The sequence below is a fragment of the Pseudomonas sp. RIT-PI-q genome (assembly GCF_001297125.1).
Lineage (GTDB): Bacteria > Pseudomonadota > Gammaproteobacteria > Pseudomonadales > Pseudomonadaceae > Aquipseudomonas.
Map to the genome: position 1 here is coordinate 23,540 of NZ_LHPC01000053.1, position 17,158 is coordinate 40,697.

14 protein-coding genes are annotated in these 17,158 nt (G+C 60.8%); all 14 read left to right on the top strand.

Features of this window, described 5'->3' with window-relative positions; genetic code table 11:
* Positions 1-70: 70 nt before the first annotated feature.
* The 14 genes from paaK to AEQ67_RS27865 all read left to right on the top strand — a co-directional run bounded on the left by paaK (position 71) and on the right by AEQ67_RS27865 (position 17,153).
* Positions 71-1,396 (top strand): phenylacetate--CoA ligase PaaK, encoded by a 1,326-nt coding sequence (gene paaK / locus AEQ67_RS27800; RefSeq protein WP_059406962.1) that lies wholly within the window; start codon positions 71-73, stop codon positions 1,394-1,396.
* A 618-nt stretch (positions 1,397-2,014) separates the two neighbouring features.
* The gene (gene paaA, locus AEQ67_RS27805; RefSeq protein ID WP_059406963.1) at positions 2,015-3,004 is read left to right on the top strand and encodes a 1,2-phenylacetyl-CoA epoxidase subunit PaaA; all 990 of its coding nucleotides are present in this window, start codon (positions 2,015-2,017) and stop codon (positions 3,002-3,004) included.
* Between the two features lie 132 nt (positions 3,005-3,136).
* The gene (gene paaB, locus AEQ67_RS27810) at positions 3,137-3,418 is read left to right on the top strand and encodes a 1,2-phenylacetyl-CoA epoxidase subunit PaaB (protein ID WP_059406964.1); all 282 of its coding nucleotides are present in this window, start codon (positions 3,137-3,139) and stop codon (positions 3,416-3,418) included.
* 8 nt (positions 3,419-3,426) lie between these two features.
* Complete coding sequence (gene paaC, locus AEQ67_RS27815) at positions 3,427-4,188, top strand: 1,2-phenylacetyl-CoA epoxidase subunit PaaC (RefSeq protein WP_059406965.1); 762 nt, start codon at positions 3,427-3,429, stop codon at positions 4,186-4,188.
* Entirely contained in the window at positions 4,175-4,708 is a 534-nt protein-coding gene (gene paaD, locus AEQ67_RS27820; protein WP_059406966.1) for a 1,2-phenylacetyl-CoA epoxidase subunit PaaD, read from the top strand. Before paaC ends, paaD begins: the two co-directional genes overlap by 14 nt.
* 33 nt (positions 4,709-4,741) lie before the next feature.
* A complete protein-coding gene (gene paaE, locus AEQ67_RS27825; RefSeq protein ID WP_059406967.1) occupies positions 4,742-5,818 on the top strand; it encodes a 1,2-phenylacetyl-CoA epoxidase subunit PaaE in 1,077 nt (358 codons plus the stop codon).
* 152 nt (positions 5,819-5,970) lie between these two features.
* Positions 5,971-6,279: a DUF485 domain-containing protein gene (locus AEQ67_RS27830; protein WP_059406968.1), complete on the top strand. Its 309-nt coding sequence runs from the start codon at positions 5,971-5,973 to the stop codon at positions 6,277-6,279.
* Positions 6,276-7,922 carry a cation acetate symporter gene (locus tag AEQ67_RS27835; protein ID WP_082377972.1) on the top strand — a complete coding sequence of 549 codons (1,647 nt, stop codon included), beginning with the start codon at positions 6,276-6,278 and terminating at the stop codon, positions 7,920-7,922. The genes AEQ67_RS27830 and AEQ67_RS27835 overlap by 4 nt, the downstream gene beginning before the upstream one ends.
* A gap of 34 nt (positions 7,923-7,956) precedes the next feature.
* Positions 7,957-9,210: an OprD family porin gene (locus tag AEQ67_RS27840; RefSeq protein ID WP_059406969.1), complete on the top strand. Its 1,254-nt coding sequence runs from the start codon at positions 7,957-7,959 to the stop codon at positions 9,208-9,210.
* Between the two features lie 58 nt (positions 9,211-9,268).
* A complete protein-coding gene (gene paaZ / locus AEQ67_RS27845; protein WP_059406970.1) occupies positions 9,269-11,323 on the top strand; it encodes a phenylacetic acid degradation bifunctional protein PaaZ in 2,055 nt (684 codons plus the stop codon).
* Between the two features lie 413 nt (positions 11,324-11,736).
* The gene (locus AEQ67_RS27850) at positions 11,737-12,252 is read left to right on the top strand and encodes a sigma-70 family RNA polymerase sigma factor (RefSeq protein ID WP_059406971.1); all 516 of its coding nucleotides are present in this window, start codon (positions 11,737-11,739) and stop codon (positions 12,250-12,252) included.
* Positions 12,252-13,235 carry a FecR domain-containing protein gene (locus AEQ67_RS27855; RefSeq protein WP_059406972.1) on the top strand — a complete coding sequence of 328 codons (984 nt, stop codon included), beginning with the start codon at positions 12,252-12,254 and terminating at the stop codon, positions 13,233-13,235. The genes AEQ67_RS27850 and AEQ67_RS27855 overlap by 1 nt, the downstream gene beginning before the upstream one ends.
* A gap of 82 nt (positions 13,236-13,317) precedes the next feature.
* Positions 13,318-15,756: a TonB-dependent siderophore receptor gene (locus tag AEQ67_RS27860; protein WP_082377973.1), complete on the top strand. Its 2,439-nt coding sequence runs from the start codon at positions 13,318-13,320 to the stop codon at positions 15,754-15,756.
* Between the two features lie 227 nt (positions 15,757-15,983).
* Positions 15,984-17,153 (top strand): aromatic ring-hydroxylating oxygenase subunit alpha, encoded by a 1,170-nt coding sequence (locus tag AEQ67_RS27865; protein WP_059406973.1) that lies wholly within the window; start codon positions 15,984-15,986, stop codon positions 17,151-17,153.
* The last annotated feature ends 5 nt before the right edge of the window (positions 17,154-17,158 follow it).

The window sequence follows — 17,158 nt, forward strand, 5'->3', positions numbered from 1 at the left end:
TATCCTTGGGGCATGCACTCAAAGCCCTTGTGCAAAAGGGCTGGAACACAAAAATAATTCGAGTGAAGTTATGAACATGCCAATTGCCAACGCCGTGCTTGACCCCGTGCTGGACCCGATGGAAACCGCCAGCATCGACGAACTCCGTCAGCACCAGCTGGAACGCCTGCGCTGGAGCCTGAATCACGCCTACAACAACGTGCCGCTGTACCGTCAACGCTTCGATGCGCTGGGCGTGCACCCGGATGACATCAAGTGCCTGGAAGATCTGGCGAAGTTTCCCTTCACCACCAAGTCCGACCTGCGCGACAACTACCCCTACGGCATGTTTGCCGTGCCGATGCACGACGTGGTGCGCCTGCACGCGTCCAGCGGCACCACCGGCAAACCGACCGTCGTCGGCTATACCCAAAATGACATCGACACCTGGGCCAACGTGGTCGCGCGTTCGATCCGCGCGGCGGGTGGCCGGCGTGGCGACAAAGTGCATATTTCCTATGGCTACGGCCTGTTCACCGGTGGTCTCGGCGCGCATTACGGTGCCGAACGCCTAGGTTGCACGGTGATTCCGATGTCTGGCGGGCAGACTGAAAAACAGGTGCAACTGATCCGGGATTTCCAGCCGGACATCATCATGGTCACGCCGTCGTACATGCTCAACATCGCCGATGAAATCGAGCGTCAGGGCATCGATCCACACAAACTGGCCCTGCGTTTGGGCATCTTTGGCGCCGAGCCGTGGACCGCCGAACTGCGCAGCGCCATCGAGAACCGTTTGGGCATTACTGCGCTGGACATCTATGGCCTCTCGGAAATCATGGGGCCGGGTGTCGCCATGGAATGCGCGGAAAGCAAGGACGGGCCGACGATCTGGGAGGACCACTTCTATCCGGAAATCATTGATCCGGTTACCGGTGAAGTGTTGCCGGATGGGCAGATGGGTGAGTTGGTGTTTACCTCACTGAGTAAAGAAGCGTTGCCGATGATTCGCTATCGGACTCGCGACCTGACGCGTTTACTGCCGGGGACTGCGCGGCCGATGCGGCGGATCGACAAGATCACCGGGCGTAGCGATGACATGCTGATCATTCGCGGGGTCAATGTGTTTCCGACGCAGATTGAGGAGCAGGTGCTGAAAATCAAACAACTTTCAGAGTGTTATGAGATTCATCTGTATCGCAATGGCAACCTGGACAGTGTGGATGTGCATGTGGAGCTCAAGGCTGAGCATCAGCACCTGGGGGATGATCAGCAGAAGGCGGTTTGTGCCGAGTTGAGTCGGCATATCAAGACGTATATCGGGATCAGTTCGCGGATTGTTTTGCAACCAGTGCATTCGATCAAGCGCTCTGAGGGCAAGGCTTGCCACGTGATGGACAAGCGCCCGAAAGCATGACTGCTGCACCCCTTACGGCCCCGCTTCGGCGGGGCTTTTTTTTTGGATTTTTACTGGATTTTGAACCCACCCCTGTAGGAGCTGGCTTGCCAGCGAAGACGCCCTGACAGCCAACCAAGCCCTCACAGGTATGACCCATTCAATTGTGGGAGCGAGCCTGCTCGCGAAGGTCATCAACGATGACGCGTTTCATCGGGATAAATGCGGCGCATTTGAGTGCTTCGCTGGCAAGCCAGCTCCTACAGGGGGTGGGTGGATTCAGATGTCGCGGTCGCTGGATAGCCGAAGACAACGCCACACCAGAGTTTGGATATCGGCCGGCTTGGCGTGCCCTCTGTAGGAGCTGGCTTGCCAGCGAAGGCGTCCTCAACCCAGAGAAATGCATTGCCTGACACGACCCTTTCGCTGGCAAGCCAGCTCCTACAGGGGTGGTGTTTCAAATGTTTTGATTTTGCGGTTGCTTTGCTTGGGTTTCAGATCTGCCGCACCCAAAGCTCCCGCTCATCCAAAAGCGATACAAAAACACATACGACACGATATTTTATGTTTGATATTAGTTTCTGTATCGCTTATAAAGTTCTCCATGCCCTCGACAAGATTCAAGGCGGGAGACCCCCCATGTACGCACAGCTCGTAGAAACAGGCGTAAAGCGCATCAAAGACCTCTCGGAGATGTCCGACCAGGAACGCGCCTTCCAGGAAAAAATCGATTCAGAAATCAAGATCGAAGCCAAAAACTGGATGCCTGATGCCTATCGCCAAACCCTGATCCGGCAGATCTCCCAGCATGCCCACTCGGAAATCGTCGGCATGCTGCCCGAAGGCAACTGGGTCACCCGCGCGCCGTCGCTCAAACGCAAACTGCAATTGATGGCCAAGATTCAGGACGAAGCCGGCCACGGCCTGTACCTGTACAGCGCCATGGAAACCCTCGGTGCCGACCGCGATGAAGAAATCGCCAAGCTGCACAGCGGCAAGGCCAAGTACTCGAGCATCTTCAATTACCCGACGCTGAACTGGGCCGACATGGGCGCGGTGGGCTGGCTGGTGGATGGTGCGGCGATCGTCAACCAGGTGGTGTTGCAGCGCACGTCTTATGGCCCCTATTCCCGGGCCATGGTGCGGATCTGCAAGGAAGAAAGTTTCCACCAGCGCCAGGGCTACGAAATTCTCCTGACCATGATGCGCCACGGTAATCAGGCGCAAAAAGACATGGTCCAGGACGCGATCAACCGCCTGTGGTGGCCGTCGCTGATGATGTTCGGCCCGAGCGATGAACACTCGCCGAACAGCGCCCAATCCATGGCCTGGAAAATCAAGCGCCAGAGCAACGACGAACTGCGCCAGCGCTTCATCGACCAGACCATCCCGCAACTGGAATTGCTGGGCTGCACCTGCCCCGATCCGGAATTGAAGTGGAATGCCGAGCGCGGCCACTACGACTTCGGCGAAATCCAGTGGAGCGAATTCTACGAAGTGCTCAAGGGCAACGGTCCGTGCAACCAGGAACGTGTGGCCACCCGCCGCAAAGCCATTGAAGACGGTGCCTGGGTCCGCGAAGCCGCGGTCGCCCACGCGCGTAAAAAACAGAACAAGAACGCCGCCTGATCGGCCCAACAAAATCGTAGGAGCTGCCGAAGGCTGCGATCTTTTGATCCTGATCTTCAGCGATTTCAACGCCGCCAAAAGATCGCAGCCTGCGGCAGCTCCTACAAAAGCAAACAATGTGGAGTGAACGTCATGTCCGAATGGACCCTTTTTGAAGTCTTCGTGCGCAGCAAGCACGGCCTCAACCACAAGCATGTCGGCAGCGTGCATGCCGCCGACCCCACCATGGCCATCGAGACCGCGCGCGAGTTGTACACCCGCCGCAGCGAAGGCGTGAGCCTGTGGGTCGTGCCTTCGGCGTTGATCACCGCCTCCTCCCCGGATGAAAAAGACCCGCTGTTCGACCCGGCGGACGACAAGGTCTATCGCCACGCCAGCTTCTACGAGCTGCCGGCCGAAGTCGGGCACATGTGAGGTCGACCATGAACACTAAGACTGATCTGATCGAATACCTGCTGCGCCTCGGCGACAGCGCCCTGATCCAGGGCCAGCGCCTGTGCCAATGGTGCGGCAAGGCCCCGGCGCTGGAAGAAGAGCTGGCGCTGATGAACGTCGGCCTCGACCTCGTCGGCCAGGCCCGCAACTGGCTGGACTACGCCGCCGAACTGCTGGACGACGGTCGCGATGCCGATCACCTGGCGTTCCGCCGCGATGAGCGCGCCTATCGCAACTTGCTGCTGGTAGAACAACCCAACGGCGATTACGCGGTGACCATTCTCAAACAATTCCTCTACGACGCCTGGCACCTGCAAGTGCTCAGTGGGCTGAGCCAGTCCAGCGACGAGCGCATTGCCGGGATCGCCGCCAAAGCAGTGAAGGAAGTCACCTATCACCTGCGCCGCTCCGGCGAGTGGGTCGAGCGTCTGGGTGACGGCACCGAAGAAAGCCACAGACGCATGCTCGCGGCCATCCCTGAGGTCTGGCGTTTCACCATTGAACTGACCAGTGCCGACGACAGCGAACAACGTCTGGGCGAGGCCGGCATCACCCCGGATACCGCGCAAGTCGCCGCGGCGTGGCAAGCCAAGGTCAGCGAGATTTTCGCCAGCGCCACCCTGCCCGTGCCCGCCGCACCGAGCTATTTCTACCTGAACGCACGCAAGGGCCTGCACACCGAACACCTGGGTATTTTGCTGGCCGAGATGCAATTCCTGCCGCGAGCGTACCCCGATGCGACCTGGTGAGCTGATCGCCAGCGACCAGGGTGCACGGCCGGCACAACCGACCGACCTGGCCGCCGCGTGGGCGACATTGGCGCAGGTCATGGACCCGGAAGTGCCGGTAGTCAGCGTGGTCGACCTCGGCATCGTTCGCGATCTCGACTGGCAGGCCGGTCATTTGCACGTGGTGGTCACGCCGACCTACTCCGGCTGCCCCGCCACCGAAGTGATCGAAAGCGATATCCGCGACGCACTGGAACTCGCCGGGTTCAGGGCCCCGCAACTGGAGCGCAAATTGACCCCGGCCTGGACCACTGACTGGATCACCGACATGGGCCGCGAACGCCTGCGTGCCTACGGCATCGCCCCGCCCGACGGCAGCACCAGCAAACGCAGCCTGCTCGGCGAAAGCCCGGTGATCGCCTGCCCGCAATGCGGCAGCACGCACACCGAAGTGCTCAGCGAATTCGGCTCCACCGCCTGCAAAGCGTTGTACCGCTGCGTCGATTGCCGCGAACCGTTCGACTATTTCAAGTGCATCTGAGCGGCGATCGGCCGTCCCAGCTGGAGAATAAAAATGAGTAAATTTCACAGCCTGACCATCAAGGACGTGCGCCCCGAGACCCGTGACGCGGTGTCCATCGCCTTCGAGATTCCGCAGCACCTGCAAGACAGTTTTCACTTCACCCAGGGCCAGCACCTGGTGATGCGCACGCAGATGGACGGCGAAGAAGTGCGCCGCTCCTATTCGATCTGCACCGGGGTCAATGACGGTGAACTGCGCATCGCCATCAAGCGTGTGGCCGGCGGGCGTTTTTCCGCGTTTGCCAACGAACAGCTGAAGGCCGGGCACAGCCTGGAAGTGATGCCGCCGGCCGGGCACTTCCATGTCGAACTCGACCCGACTCGTCATGGCAACTACCTGGCGGTCGCGGCGGGCAGTGGCATCACGCCGATCCTGTCGATCATCAAGACCACCCTGCAAACCGAACCGCACAGCCGCGTCACGCTGCTGTATGGCAACCGTTCCAGCTCCGGCGCGTTGTTTCGCGAGCAACTCGAAGACCTGAAAAACCGCTACTTGCAGCGCCTGAACCTGATCTTCGTGTTCAGCCGTGAGCAGCAGGATGTCGACCTGTACAACGGCCGGATCAACGCCGAGAAGTGCGAGCAATTGTTCAGCCGCTGGCTCGACGTCAAAGCCCTCGACGCGGCGTTCATCTGCGGCCCGCAGGAGATGACCGAAACCGTTTGCGACAGCCTCAAAGCCAAAGGCATGCCGGCAGAGCGCATCCACTTCGAATTGTTCGCCGCTGCCGGCAGCCCGCAAAAACGCCAAGCCCGCGAGGCGGCACGCCAGGTTGATGCGGCAGTCAGCCAGATCACCGTGATCAGCGACGGTCGCGCCCTGGCCTTCGACCTGCCGCGCAACACGCAAAGCATTCTCGACGCCGGCAACGCCCAAGGCGCCGAACTGCCCTACTCGTGCAAGGCCGGCGTGTGCTCGACCTGCAAATGCAAGGTCATCGAAGGCGAAGTGGACATGGACAGCAACCACGCCCTGGAAGACTACGAAGTGGCCGCCGGCTATGTGCTGTCGTGCCAGGCATTCCCGATCAGCGACAAGGTCGTCCTTGACTTCGACCAACTCTAAAGCACCACACCCCCTGTAGGAGCTGGCTTGCCAGCGAAGCGGCCAGTGAGATCACCATCGATCTTGAGGCCGCCTTCGCTGGCAAGCCAGCTCCTACAGGGGGATCGCAATTCAGATTTACCCACAACAAAAACAACAAACGAGAGCGCGCCATGACCCCCAAAGACGTAGAACTCATCCGCCAGCACCCCGACTTCATCCAGTTGGTTCGCCGCAAACAGAACCTGTACTGGTCACTGTCGCTGATCATGCTGGTGATCTATTTCGGCTTTGTCCTGCTAGTGGCGTTCTCCCCCAGCACCCTCGGCCAATCCCTGAGTGGCGGCGTGACCAGCGTGGGCATGCTGGTCGGTGTGGTGATCGTGGTGTTGGCGTTCGCGCTGACCGGTTTCTACGTCTATCGCGCCAACAACGTGATCGATCCGCTCAATGAAAAGCTGAAACAGGAGTGCGCCCAATGAGCCGTTTTCTGGCGTTGTTCCTGTTGCCTCTGGTCTTTGTCGCGGACTTTGCGGCCGCAGCCGACGGCGCATCCCGTCCACTGAACTGGAACGCCATCGGCATGTTCCTGGTGTTCGTCCTGTTCACCCTCGGCGTCACGCGCTGGGCCGCGTTGCGCACCCGTTCCGCCAGTGATTTCTACACCGCCGGCGGAGGCATGACCGGTTTCCAGAACGGCTTGGCGATTGCCGGCGACATGATTTCCGCAGCGTCCTTCCTCGGCATCTCGGCGATGATGTTCCTCAATGGCTATGACGGTTTGCTCTACGCACTGGGCGTGTTGGCAGGCTGGCCGATCATTCTGTTCCTGATCGCGGAACGCCTGCGCAACCTCGGCAAATACACCTTCGCCGACGTGGTCTCCTATCGCCTCGAACAAACCCCGGTGCGCCTGACCTCGGCCTTCGGCACCCTGACCGTAGCCCTGATGTACCTGGTGGCGCAGATGGTTGGTGCCGGCAAGCTGATCGAGTTGCTGTTCGGTATCGATTACCTCTACGCGGTGATGCTGGTCGGCGTGTTGATGGTGTTCTACGTGACCTTCGGCGGTATGCTCGCCACCACGTGGGTGCAGATCATCAAAGCGGTGATGCTGCTGTTCGGCACCACCTTCATGGCGTTCATGGTGCTCAAGCATTTCGGTTTCAGCACTGAAGCAATGTTCGCCGGCGCCACCGCCGTGCATGCCAAGGGCAATGCGATCATGGCGCCCGGCGGATTGCTGTCGAACCCTATCGATGCAATCTCGCTGGGCCTGGGCATGATGTTCGGCACCGCCGGCCTGCCGCATATCCTGATGCGTTTCTTCACCGTCAGCGATGCCAAGGAAGCGCGTAAAAGCGTGTTCTACGCCACCGGTTTCATCGGCTATTTCTACTTGCTGCTGATCATCGTCGGCTTCGGCGCGATCGTCATGGTCGGCACCGATCCAGCGTTCCGCGATGCCAGCGGCGCAATCATCGGCGGCGGCAACATGATCGCCGTGCACCTGGCGCAAGCCGTCGGCGGCAACCTGTTCCTCGGCTTCATCTCGGCGGTGGCCTTCGCGACCATTCTGGCGGTGGTTGCCGGGTTGGCGTTGTCCGGCGCGTCGGCGGTGTCCCACGATTTGTATGCCTGCGTGATGCGCAAGGGCCAGGCCTCCGAGCAGCAGGAAATTCGCGTCTCGCGGATCGCCACGCTGTGCATCGGCGTACTGGCGATCATCCTCGGCCTGTTGTTCGAATCGCAGAACATCGCGTTCCTCTCCGGGCTGGTCCTGGCCATCGCCGCGTCGGTGAATTTCCCGGTGTTGTTCCTCTCGATGTACTGGAAAGGCCTGACTACTCGTGGCGCGGTCACCGGCAGCCTGGCCGGGCTGACCTCGGCGATTGTCTTGCTGGTGCTGAGCCCGGCGGTGTGGGTCAACGTGCTGCATCACGACAAAGCCCTGTTCCCCTACTCCAACCCGGCGCTGTTCTCCATGAGCCTGGCGTTCTTAAGCGCCTGGGTGTTTTCCGTCACCGACACCTCGCCTCGCGCAGCCCTTGAGCGCGGACGTTATCTGGCGCAGTTCATCCGTTCGATGACCGGAATCGGTGCCTCCGGCGCCAGCAAGCACTAAACAACGATCGATCTGATGGCAGGGAATAAAAATAATGAAGCCCGCACGTACCGCACCTTACGAATCACTGTTTTCGCTGGCCGCCGCATTGAGTCTGCCCATGGTCGCCCCCGTTGCCATGGCCGACTTCATCGACGACAGCAAGGCCCGTATTGAAATGCGCAACCACTACATCAACCGCGATTTCCGTCAGGACAACGCGCCGCAATCCAAGGCCGAGGAATGGGCGCAGGGCTTCACCGCCCGCGTCGAGTCAGGGTTCACCGATGGCACCTTCGGCTTCGGTTTGGACGCGCTGGGCGAGCTGGGATTGAAACTCGATTCCAGCGCGGATCGCCGTGGCACCGGGCTGTTGCCCTTCGGCCCGACCAGCCATGAACCGGCTGACGAGTTCAGCCAGCTGGGGCTGACCGGCAAGCTGCGGGTATCCAAAAGCGTGTTGAAACTCGGCACCTTGCAACCGTTGCTGCCGGTGGCGACCTACAACGACACCCGCCTGCTGGGTTCGACCTTTGAGGGCGGCTTGCTGACCAGCCAGGAAATCAGCGGCCTGACGGTCAATGCCGGGCGCCTGACCAAGGCCAACCTGCGGGACTCTTCCAGCAACGATGACATCGGCTTCGGCGCCGCCAGCAGCGATCACTTCGACTTCGCCGGCGGCAGCTACGCCTTCAGCCCGCAACTGAACCTGAGCTACTACTACGGCAAGCTCGATCAGATCTATCGCCAGCAGTTCGTCGGGCTGGTGCATACCCAGCCGCTGGGCAACGGGTTCAACCTGCGCAGCGACATTCGCTATTTCGACAGTCGCGGCGATGGCGCCGAGCGGGCCGGGCGCATCGACAACCGCAACTTCAACAGCATGTTCAGCGTGTCCCACGGTGCGCACAAGGTCAGCGCGACGTACCAGCAATTGTCCGGCGACAGCGCCTTTCCGTTCCTCAACGGCGGCGATCCGTACGTGGTCAACCTGGTGACCTTCAACACCTACACCCGCGCCGACGAAGACTCCTGGCAACTGCGTTACGACTATGACTTCGCGGCGCAAGGCATCCCCGGCCTGACCTTCATGACCCGTTACACCGACGGCAACCACGTCAAGGCCGGCAGTGTCGACAACGGCCGCGAGCGGGAACGCGACACCGACATCAGTTACGTGATCCAGAGCGGCGTGTTCAAGGACGTCAGCCTGCGCTGGCGCAACGTGACCTTCCGTTCCGGCAACGGCTTGACCACCGACCTCGACGAGAACCGGCTGATAGTCGGTTACACCTTGGCACTTTGGTAATCCCTGAATGGCGCGGTCACGGTCGCGCCAAAACCTTTCACAACCAGGAGCAATCGTGATGTCTCACGCCCCTACCCTGCAAAGTTTCATCGCCGGTCGCTGGATCGGCCAACACGGTGCCCAAGTGCTGCGCAGCGCCATCGACGGCCATGAGATTGCGCGTACTCACGAAGAGCGCCCGGACTTCGCCGAAGCCATCGAGCACGGTCGCCGCCAGGGCGTCAGCGGACTGATGGCGCTGGACTTCCAGCAACGCGCCCAGCGCCTCAAGGCGCTGGCCTTGTACCTGAGCGAACGCAAAGAACAGCTCTACGCGATCTCCCACCACAGCGGCGCCACCCGCGCCGACAGCTGGATCGACATCGAAGGCGGCAACAGCACGCTGTTCACCTACGCCAGCCTCGGCTCGCGGGAATTGCCATCGGGCAACATCGTCCACGAAGGCCCGGCGATGCAACTGAGCAAACTCGGCACCTTCGCCGGCACGCATATTCTGGTGCCCCGTGGCGGCCTGGCCGTGCACATCAACGCCTTCAACTTCCCGATCTGGGGCATGCTGGAAAAATTCGCCCCGAGCTTTCTCGCCGGCATGCCGTGCATCGTCAAACCGGCCAGCGCCACCAGCTACCTGACCGAAGCCGTGGTGCGGCTGATGGACGAATCCGGTTTGCTCCCGGCGGGCAGCCTGCAATTGATCATCGGCAGCACCGGTGACTTGCTCGATCGCCTGCAAGGCCAGGACGTGGTGACCTTCACCGGCTCCGCCGACACTGCCGCCAAGCTGCGGGTCAATCCGAATCTGATCCGCAACTCGGTGCCATTCAACGCCGAGGCCGACTCGCTGAACTGCGCGATCCTCGCCCCGGACGTGACCCCGGACGACGAAGAGTTCGAGCTGTTCATCAAGGAAGTCGCCCGCGAGATGACCACCAAGGCCGGGCAGAAATGCACCGCCATCCGCCGCGCCATCGTTCCGGCGAAACACATCGACGCGGTCGCCACTCGCTTGCGCGATCGACTGAAAAAAGTCGTGGTCGGTGACCCGTCGGTGGAAGGCGTGCGCATGGGCCCATTGGCCTCCCACGATCAGCAAACAGACGTCGCCGAGCGCCTGGAAAGCCTGTTGCAGAGCAGCGATCTGTTGTTCGGTGCCCGCGACGGTTTTGAACCGCGCGGTGAAAACGTCAGCCAGGGTGCGTTCTTCGCGCCGACGCTGTTGCAGGCTCGCGACCCACACGCCGAAGGTGGCGCCCATGACATCGAAGCGTTTGGCCCGGTCAGCACCTTGATGGCCTACGGCGATCTGGATGAAGCACTGGTCCTGGCCGCTCGCGGCAAGGGCAGCCTGGTGGCCAGTCTGATCACCAAGGACCCACAAATCGCCGCCAAGGCCATTCCGGTCGCCGCTGCCTGGCCCGGCCGCTTGCTGGTGCTGGACCGCGAATCCGCCGCCGAATCCCCCGGCCGCGGTCCGCCCCTGCCACACCTCAAACATGGCGGCCCGGGCCGTGCCGGCGGCGGTGAAGAACTTGGCGGCTTGCGCGCGGTGAAACACTACCTGCAACGCGCCGCCGTGCAAGGCTCACCGACCATGCTCGCCGCCGTTACTGGCGAATACGTGCGCGGCGCCAAGGTCATCGAAACCGAAGTGCACCCGTTCCGCCGCTTCTTCCAGGATTTGCAGATCGGTGAATCGCTACTCACCCACCGCCGCACCGTGACCGAGGCCGACCTGGTGAACTTCGGTTGCCTGTCCGGCGACCACTTCTACATGCACTTCGACGACATCGCCGCCAAGGAATCGCAATTCGGCAAACGCATCGCCCACGGTTACTTCGTGCTGTCGGCCGCCGCCGGCCTGTTCGTGTCCCCGGCGCCCGGCCCGGTCCTGGCCAACTACGGCCTCGACACCCTGCGCTTCATCAACCCGGTCGGCATCGGCGACACCATCCAGGCGCGCCTGACCTGCAAACGCAAAATCGACCAGGGCAAAAAGAGCCCGCAAGGCATTCCGCAAGGCGTGGTGGCGTGGGATGTGGAGGTCACAAACCAACTGGGCGAACTGGTTGCCAGCTACGACATTCTGACCCTGGTGGTTAAACGCGAGGATTAACGCCCCCTCCATAGGAGCCGGCTTGCTGGCGATGCAGACAACGCGGTGCAACGGGATGACCGCGGCGATGCTATCGCGAGCAAGCTTGCTCCTACAGAATTTCAGGTTGAACGCAAACCCTGCGTCCGGCCCTGTAGCAGCTATCGAGCCTGCGAGGCTGCGTCCGGCCCTGTAGCAGCTGTCGAGCTTGCGAGGCTGCGTTCGGCTGCGCAGCAGTCGTAAATCAGACGAAGCAGTGTTTCAGATAGACCTCGCAGCCAGGTTTTACGACTGCTGCGCAGCCGGACGCAGGCTCCGCCAGCGGCTACAGGGTCTGTGATTCCCGAAGGATTTTTCACAGCGCTTGCCAGTGAACAAAACGCCAAATATGATAATCATTATCATTTATAGTTTTTTCATCTGTGCGAAACCCAATGCCTTCGACCCCTTCAGCAAGCCACCACGGCCTCGCGACCCTTTACCGCGAGCAGCATTCCTGGCTGCAACGCTGGCTGCGGTGCCGTCTCGGTTGCTCCCACAGCGCGGCGGATCTGGCGCAGGACGTCTTTGTCCGCTTGCTGGCCAAGGCTGAGTTGATTGAGCTCCACGCACCCCGCAGCTTCCTGGTAACGGTTGCGCAAAGTGTCTTGTCCAACCATTACCGACGGCAGAAGCTTGAAAAGGCTTATCTGCAAGTCTTGGCGACACTGCCGGAAGCGGTTGTGCCGGACCTCGAGACCCAGGCCATCATGCTGGAAACCCTGTTGGAGCTGAACGCCGTGCTGGAGCGTCTTGACCTGCCCGTGCGCAGGGCTTTTTTGTGGTCGCAACTGGACGGCCTGAGTCACGGCGAGATCGCACAACGGTTGCAGGTTTCGATGGCCACGGTAAAACGCTACATCGTAAAGGCCGGTGCTCAGTGCATCGTGCTTGATGGCAGCCTGGCTTGATGAAGTCGCAGACAGCTTCGGTGAGCCAGGGATCGATTCCTCTGCCCGTGGCCGAACAGGCCATGCATTGGCTGCTGGAGCTGCAAGAGCCGGAAGTCGACGCGCAAACCCGTGCTGACTGGTTGAAGTGGCGACAGGCCGACGCGCTGCACGAAATGGCCTGGCAACGGGCGCAAGCCTTTTCTTCGCGCATGAACACCCTGCGTTCACCTGGCCAGCAAGCGCTCGCCAGTGCCGTGCTGTCGCCGATGCTCTCGCGCCGCAGCGCGCTGAAAAACCTCGCCCTACTGTTGGCCGCCGCCGGTTCTGCCTGGACCGCCAAAGACACCTCGCTGGTGCAAGACTGGACCAGCGACTTCAGCAGCGCCGTCGGCGAGCGCCGCAGCGTGCAGTTGGCCGAACAGGTGCAGGTGCAACTCAATACCGACAGCGCCATCGACGTGCGTTTCGATCAGCAAGCCCGCTTGATTCACCTGCTGCGAGGCGAGATTCTCGTGGACGCACCACCCGGCCGGCCACTGTGGGTACACACTGCGCAAGGCCGGATTCAACTGCTGGGCCAACGTGTTGCCGTGCGCCAGCGCCAGGGCTTTACCCAGGCCAGCAGCCTTGCCGGAATAATCGGCATTTATCCGCTGGATCAACGCGACGGCTTTGCCACTGTGGCGCAAGGCCAAGTGGTCAGTTTCGATCACCGCCAGTTGCTGTCGCAGCGCCCACGTATCGGCACCGAGCAGGCCTGGAGCCACGGCATGATCATCGCCCAGGGCCAGCGCCTGGAGGATTTTCTGGCCGAACTGGCGCGTTACCGTCGCGGGCATCTGGGCTGCGATCCGGGCCTTGCCGATTTGAAGGTTTCCGGCACCTTTCCACTGGATGACACTGACCGAGTGCTCGCGGCCGTGAGCGATACCTTCAGCCTCGACGTGCACCACATGACGCGCTACTGGGTAACGCTAAAGTCGAAACGCGTCCACAGCTGAATCTTTTTTCCGTTCGGGTGAGCCGTTTTCGTTTCTCGCGAGACTTGTATCCCCAAAGATCACTTTCATTGGGGAATGACACATGCCGCACTCGCATCACATACGCCAACGGCGCCCACACCTGATCAAGCAGCAACTCGCCGCCGCCGTCCTGCGGGGCATGGCATGCATGAGCGTTGCCGGTCCATGCATGCTGGCTTCGAGTTACCTCCAGGCGGGGCCATCGCAGGTTGACTTCACCATCCCGGCCGGACCGTTAAGCACTGCCCTGGCGCAATTGGGTGAAACCGCTCATGTGCTCATCAGCTATCCGGCGCAATTGACCGAAGGCCTGAGCACCCGTGGTTTGCAGGGTCGTTTCGACGTCGGCAGCGGGCTCGCGACGCTGTTGGCCGGCACCGACCTTGAAGCGTTGCGCGGCACCAATGGCTCGTATCAGATTGCCCGGCGCCTGGGCACCGACGCCTTGCAACTGGACGCGCTGAGCATTTCCGGCAAAGCGCCCGGCTCGACCACCGAAAACAGCGGCTCCTACACCACGCTGTCGTCCAGCAGCTCGACGCGTCTGAACCTGACACCCCGCGAAACCCCGCAATCGCTGACGGTGATGACCCGCCAGCGGCTCGATGACCAACGCCTGACCACCTTAAGCGACACCCTGGACGCGACACCCGGGATCATTGTGCTGCGCGACGGCCTGGGCGCGGAAAGCGACAGTTTCTGGTCCCGTGGTTTCGAGATCCAGAACTTCGAAATCGACGGCGTGCCGACCGTCACGCGCATGGATAACTACGCCCAGAGCATGGCCCAGTACGACCGTGTGGAAGTCGTTCGCGGGGCCACGGGCCTGATCAGCGGCCTGGGCAACCCTGCCGCCACCATCAACCTGATCCGCAAACGCCCGACCGCGCAGGCTCAGGCCAGCGTGACCGGCGAGGCGGGCAACTGGGATCGTTATGGCACTGGCTTCGACGTTTCCGGGCCGTTGACGGAAAGCGGCAACGTTCGCGGGCGTCTGGTGGCCGACTACAAAACCGGCGGCGCCTGGATCGACCGTTTCAAGCAGGATTCGCAGTTGTTCTACGGCATTACCGAGTTCGACCTCAGCGAAGACACCCTGCTGACCATGGGCTTCAGCTACCTGCGCACCGATGTCGAAGCGCCCTTGCGTTCGGGCTTGCCGACGCGTTTCCCGAATGGCGAGCGGACTCACCTGAGTCGCTCGACCAACGGCTCCCCGGACTGGTCACACAATGATCATGAGCAGTCCAGTTACTTCACCTCCATCGAACAGCAACTGGGTAACGGATGGAGTGGAAAAATCGAGTTCACACACACCGAAAACAAATTCGATGAGGTGTTCACCTACCTCAATGGCACGCTGCAAACCGATGGCAGCGGCACCAATCTGTTGCCGGTCAAGTTCACCGGCACACCGCGCCAGGACAATCTCGACGTCTACCTGACCGGGCCACTGAACCTGTTCGGTCGCGAACATGAGTTGATCGGCGGCCTGACGCTGTCCAGGTACAACGAGAGCGTCCCGAGTTACGGCGGCTGGCGGTACGACTATTCGGGGTCTGCCGAGGGTGCCATCGACAACCTGTTCGACTATGACGGCAATAACCCGAAACCGGACTTTCCGGTCACCGGCAAATCGTCGATCGATGAAACCCAATATGCCGCCTACCTTACCGGGCGCTTTCACCTGACCGACGACTTGAGCCTGATACTGGGGGGCCGCGTCGTCGACTGGAAACGCGATACCGAAGACCGGCCTTATGCCGGCGATGAAACCGAGACCCACTCCAGGGAAACCGGTGTGTTCATTCCCTACACCGGCGTGGTCTACGACCTGACCGACGTCTGGTCGCTGTACGCCAGCTACACCAGCATCTTCAACCCCCAAGCCTCGTGGGTGCGTGACGAAAACAACAAGCCGCTGGACCCGATGGAAGGCAAAGGCTACGAAGTCGGCATCAAGGGCAGTCACTACGACGGAATGCTCAATTCCAGCCTCGCCCTGTTCAAACTCAAGCAGGACAACCTGGCCGTGTGGCAGGCCGAGGCCCCGGGCAGCAACGTCTACAAAGCCGAACAAAACACCACCTCCAAAGGCGTGGAGATGCAACTGGACGGTGAACTGGCCGAAGGCTGGCAACTCGGCGCTGGCTACGCCTACACGGTCACCACCAATGCTGACGACCAGCGCATCAACACCACCCTACCCCGCCACAGCCTCAAAACCTTCACCACTTATCGACTGGGCGGCGAGCTCGACAAGTTGACCGTGGGTGGCGGCGTCAACTGGCAAAGCAAAGTCGGCAGCGACCTGCACACGTTCACCCAAGGCAGCTATGCGATTACCAATCTGCTGGCCCGCTATGACATCAGCAAAAACCTCAGCGCCTCGGTCAACCTGAACAACCTCTTCGACCGTGAGTACTACAACTTCGCCGGCTACACCGGTAACTACGGTGCCCCGCGTAACCTGATGACCAGTTTCAAATACACCTTCTAATCTCCCCTCCACTGTAGGAGCTGGCGCAGCCTGCGATCTTTTGACTTTGCTTTTAAAAAACAAGATCAAAAGATCGCAGCCTGCGGCAGCTCCTACAGGGGGACGGGGTTGATGATTTTCTCGCGCAACTGGTCGCAATCCATCAATCCCGCCCCTGCCTCGCGCCCTAGATTAACTCCCAGAACACGTCGCCGTGCCGTGCGGCCAGTCACTGTGGAGATCGCCCCATGCAAAACTTCCAAACCCGCAAACAGCAAAGCCCCGTCGAGGGTTGGGACCATCAGGATCCGGAAGAAGCCTTCACCCTGCCCTCGCGCTACTTTTTCGACGAGACCCTGTTCAAGGCCGAGCGCGACAATATCTTCATGCACGCTTGGCACGTGGCCGGGCACGTCAGCGAGTTCGCCGAGCCGGGCCAGTACGTGGTGACGGATCTGTTCGACCAGAGCGTGGTGGTGGCAAAAAATCGTCAGGGCCAGATCCATGCGTTCCACAACGTTTGCCAGCATCGCGGCAATCGCCTGCTCGAAGCGCGTCGCGGCACCACGGGCGGCGTGGTGCGTTGCGCCTATCACTCGTGGTGCTACGAAATGGACGGCAGCCTGCGCAGCGCGCCGCGTTGCGAGAAGATGAAGAACTTCGAATTGCAGCAGTTCAACATTCCGCAGATTCGCACGGAGGAACTGGGCGGGTTCATCTACTTCAACCTCGACCCGGCAGCGCCGTCGTTGCGGGACTTGTTCCCCGGTGCCGATGAGGAAATGCGCCGGGTGTTTCCCGACCTCGAGAACATGCGCCTGATCGAGGAGCAGGACGTGATCGTGCCGGCCAACTGGAAGGTGATCATGGACAACTCCATCGAGGGTTATCACTTCAAGTTGTCCGGGCCGTGCCATATCGACCTGGCCAAGCTGATCGACTTCAAGGGCTATCAGTTGACCAAACGCGACAACTGGTGGACCTACGTTGCGCCGGCCAATCTCGCGGCGACCGAAGCCTACGGTGTGCCATTGAAAAGCGAGGTGAACGCGGACGAATGCTTTTTCAACATCGGCATGTGGCCGAACAACACCTTCTATACCTTCCCGTTCTCGGAGTTTCTCGGTTCGTTCATCATGATTCCGCTGGACGCCGAGCGCTCGCTGCTGCGCTTCGGTTACTACTCCACCAACAGCGAAACGGCGCCGGTCACCGAGTCTTGCATGAAGTGGATGAACGAGGATTTGGGGCCAGAAGACATCGCGCTGAACATCTCGGTGCAGAAAGGCCTGCATTCCCTCGGCTACGACCAGGGCCGCTACATGATCGATGCCCAGCGCAGCAATGAAAGCGAGCATTTGGTGCATCACTTCCATCGGTTGGTGTTCAACGGGATTCATGGGCCCTCCGCCGCCTGAGTCTA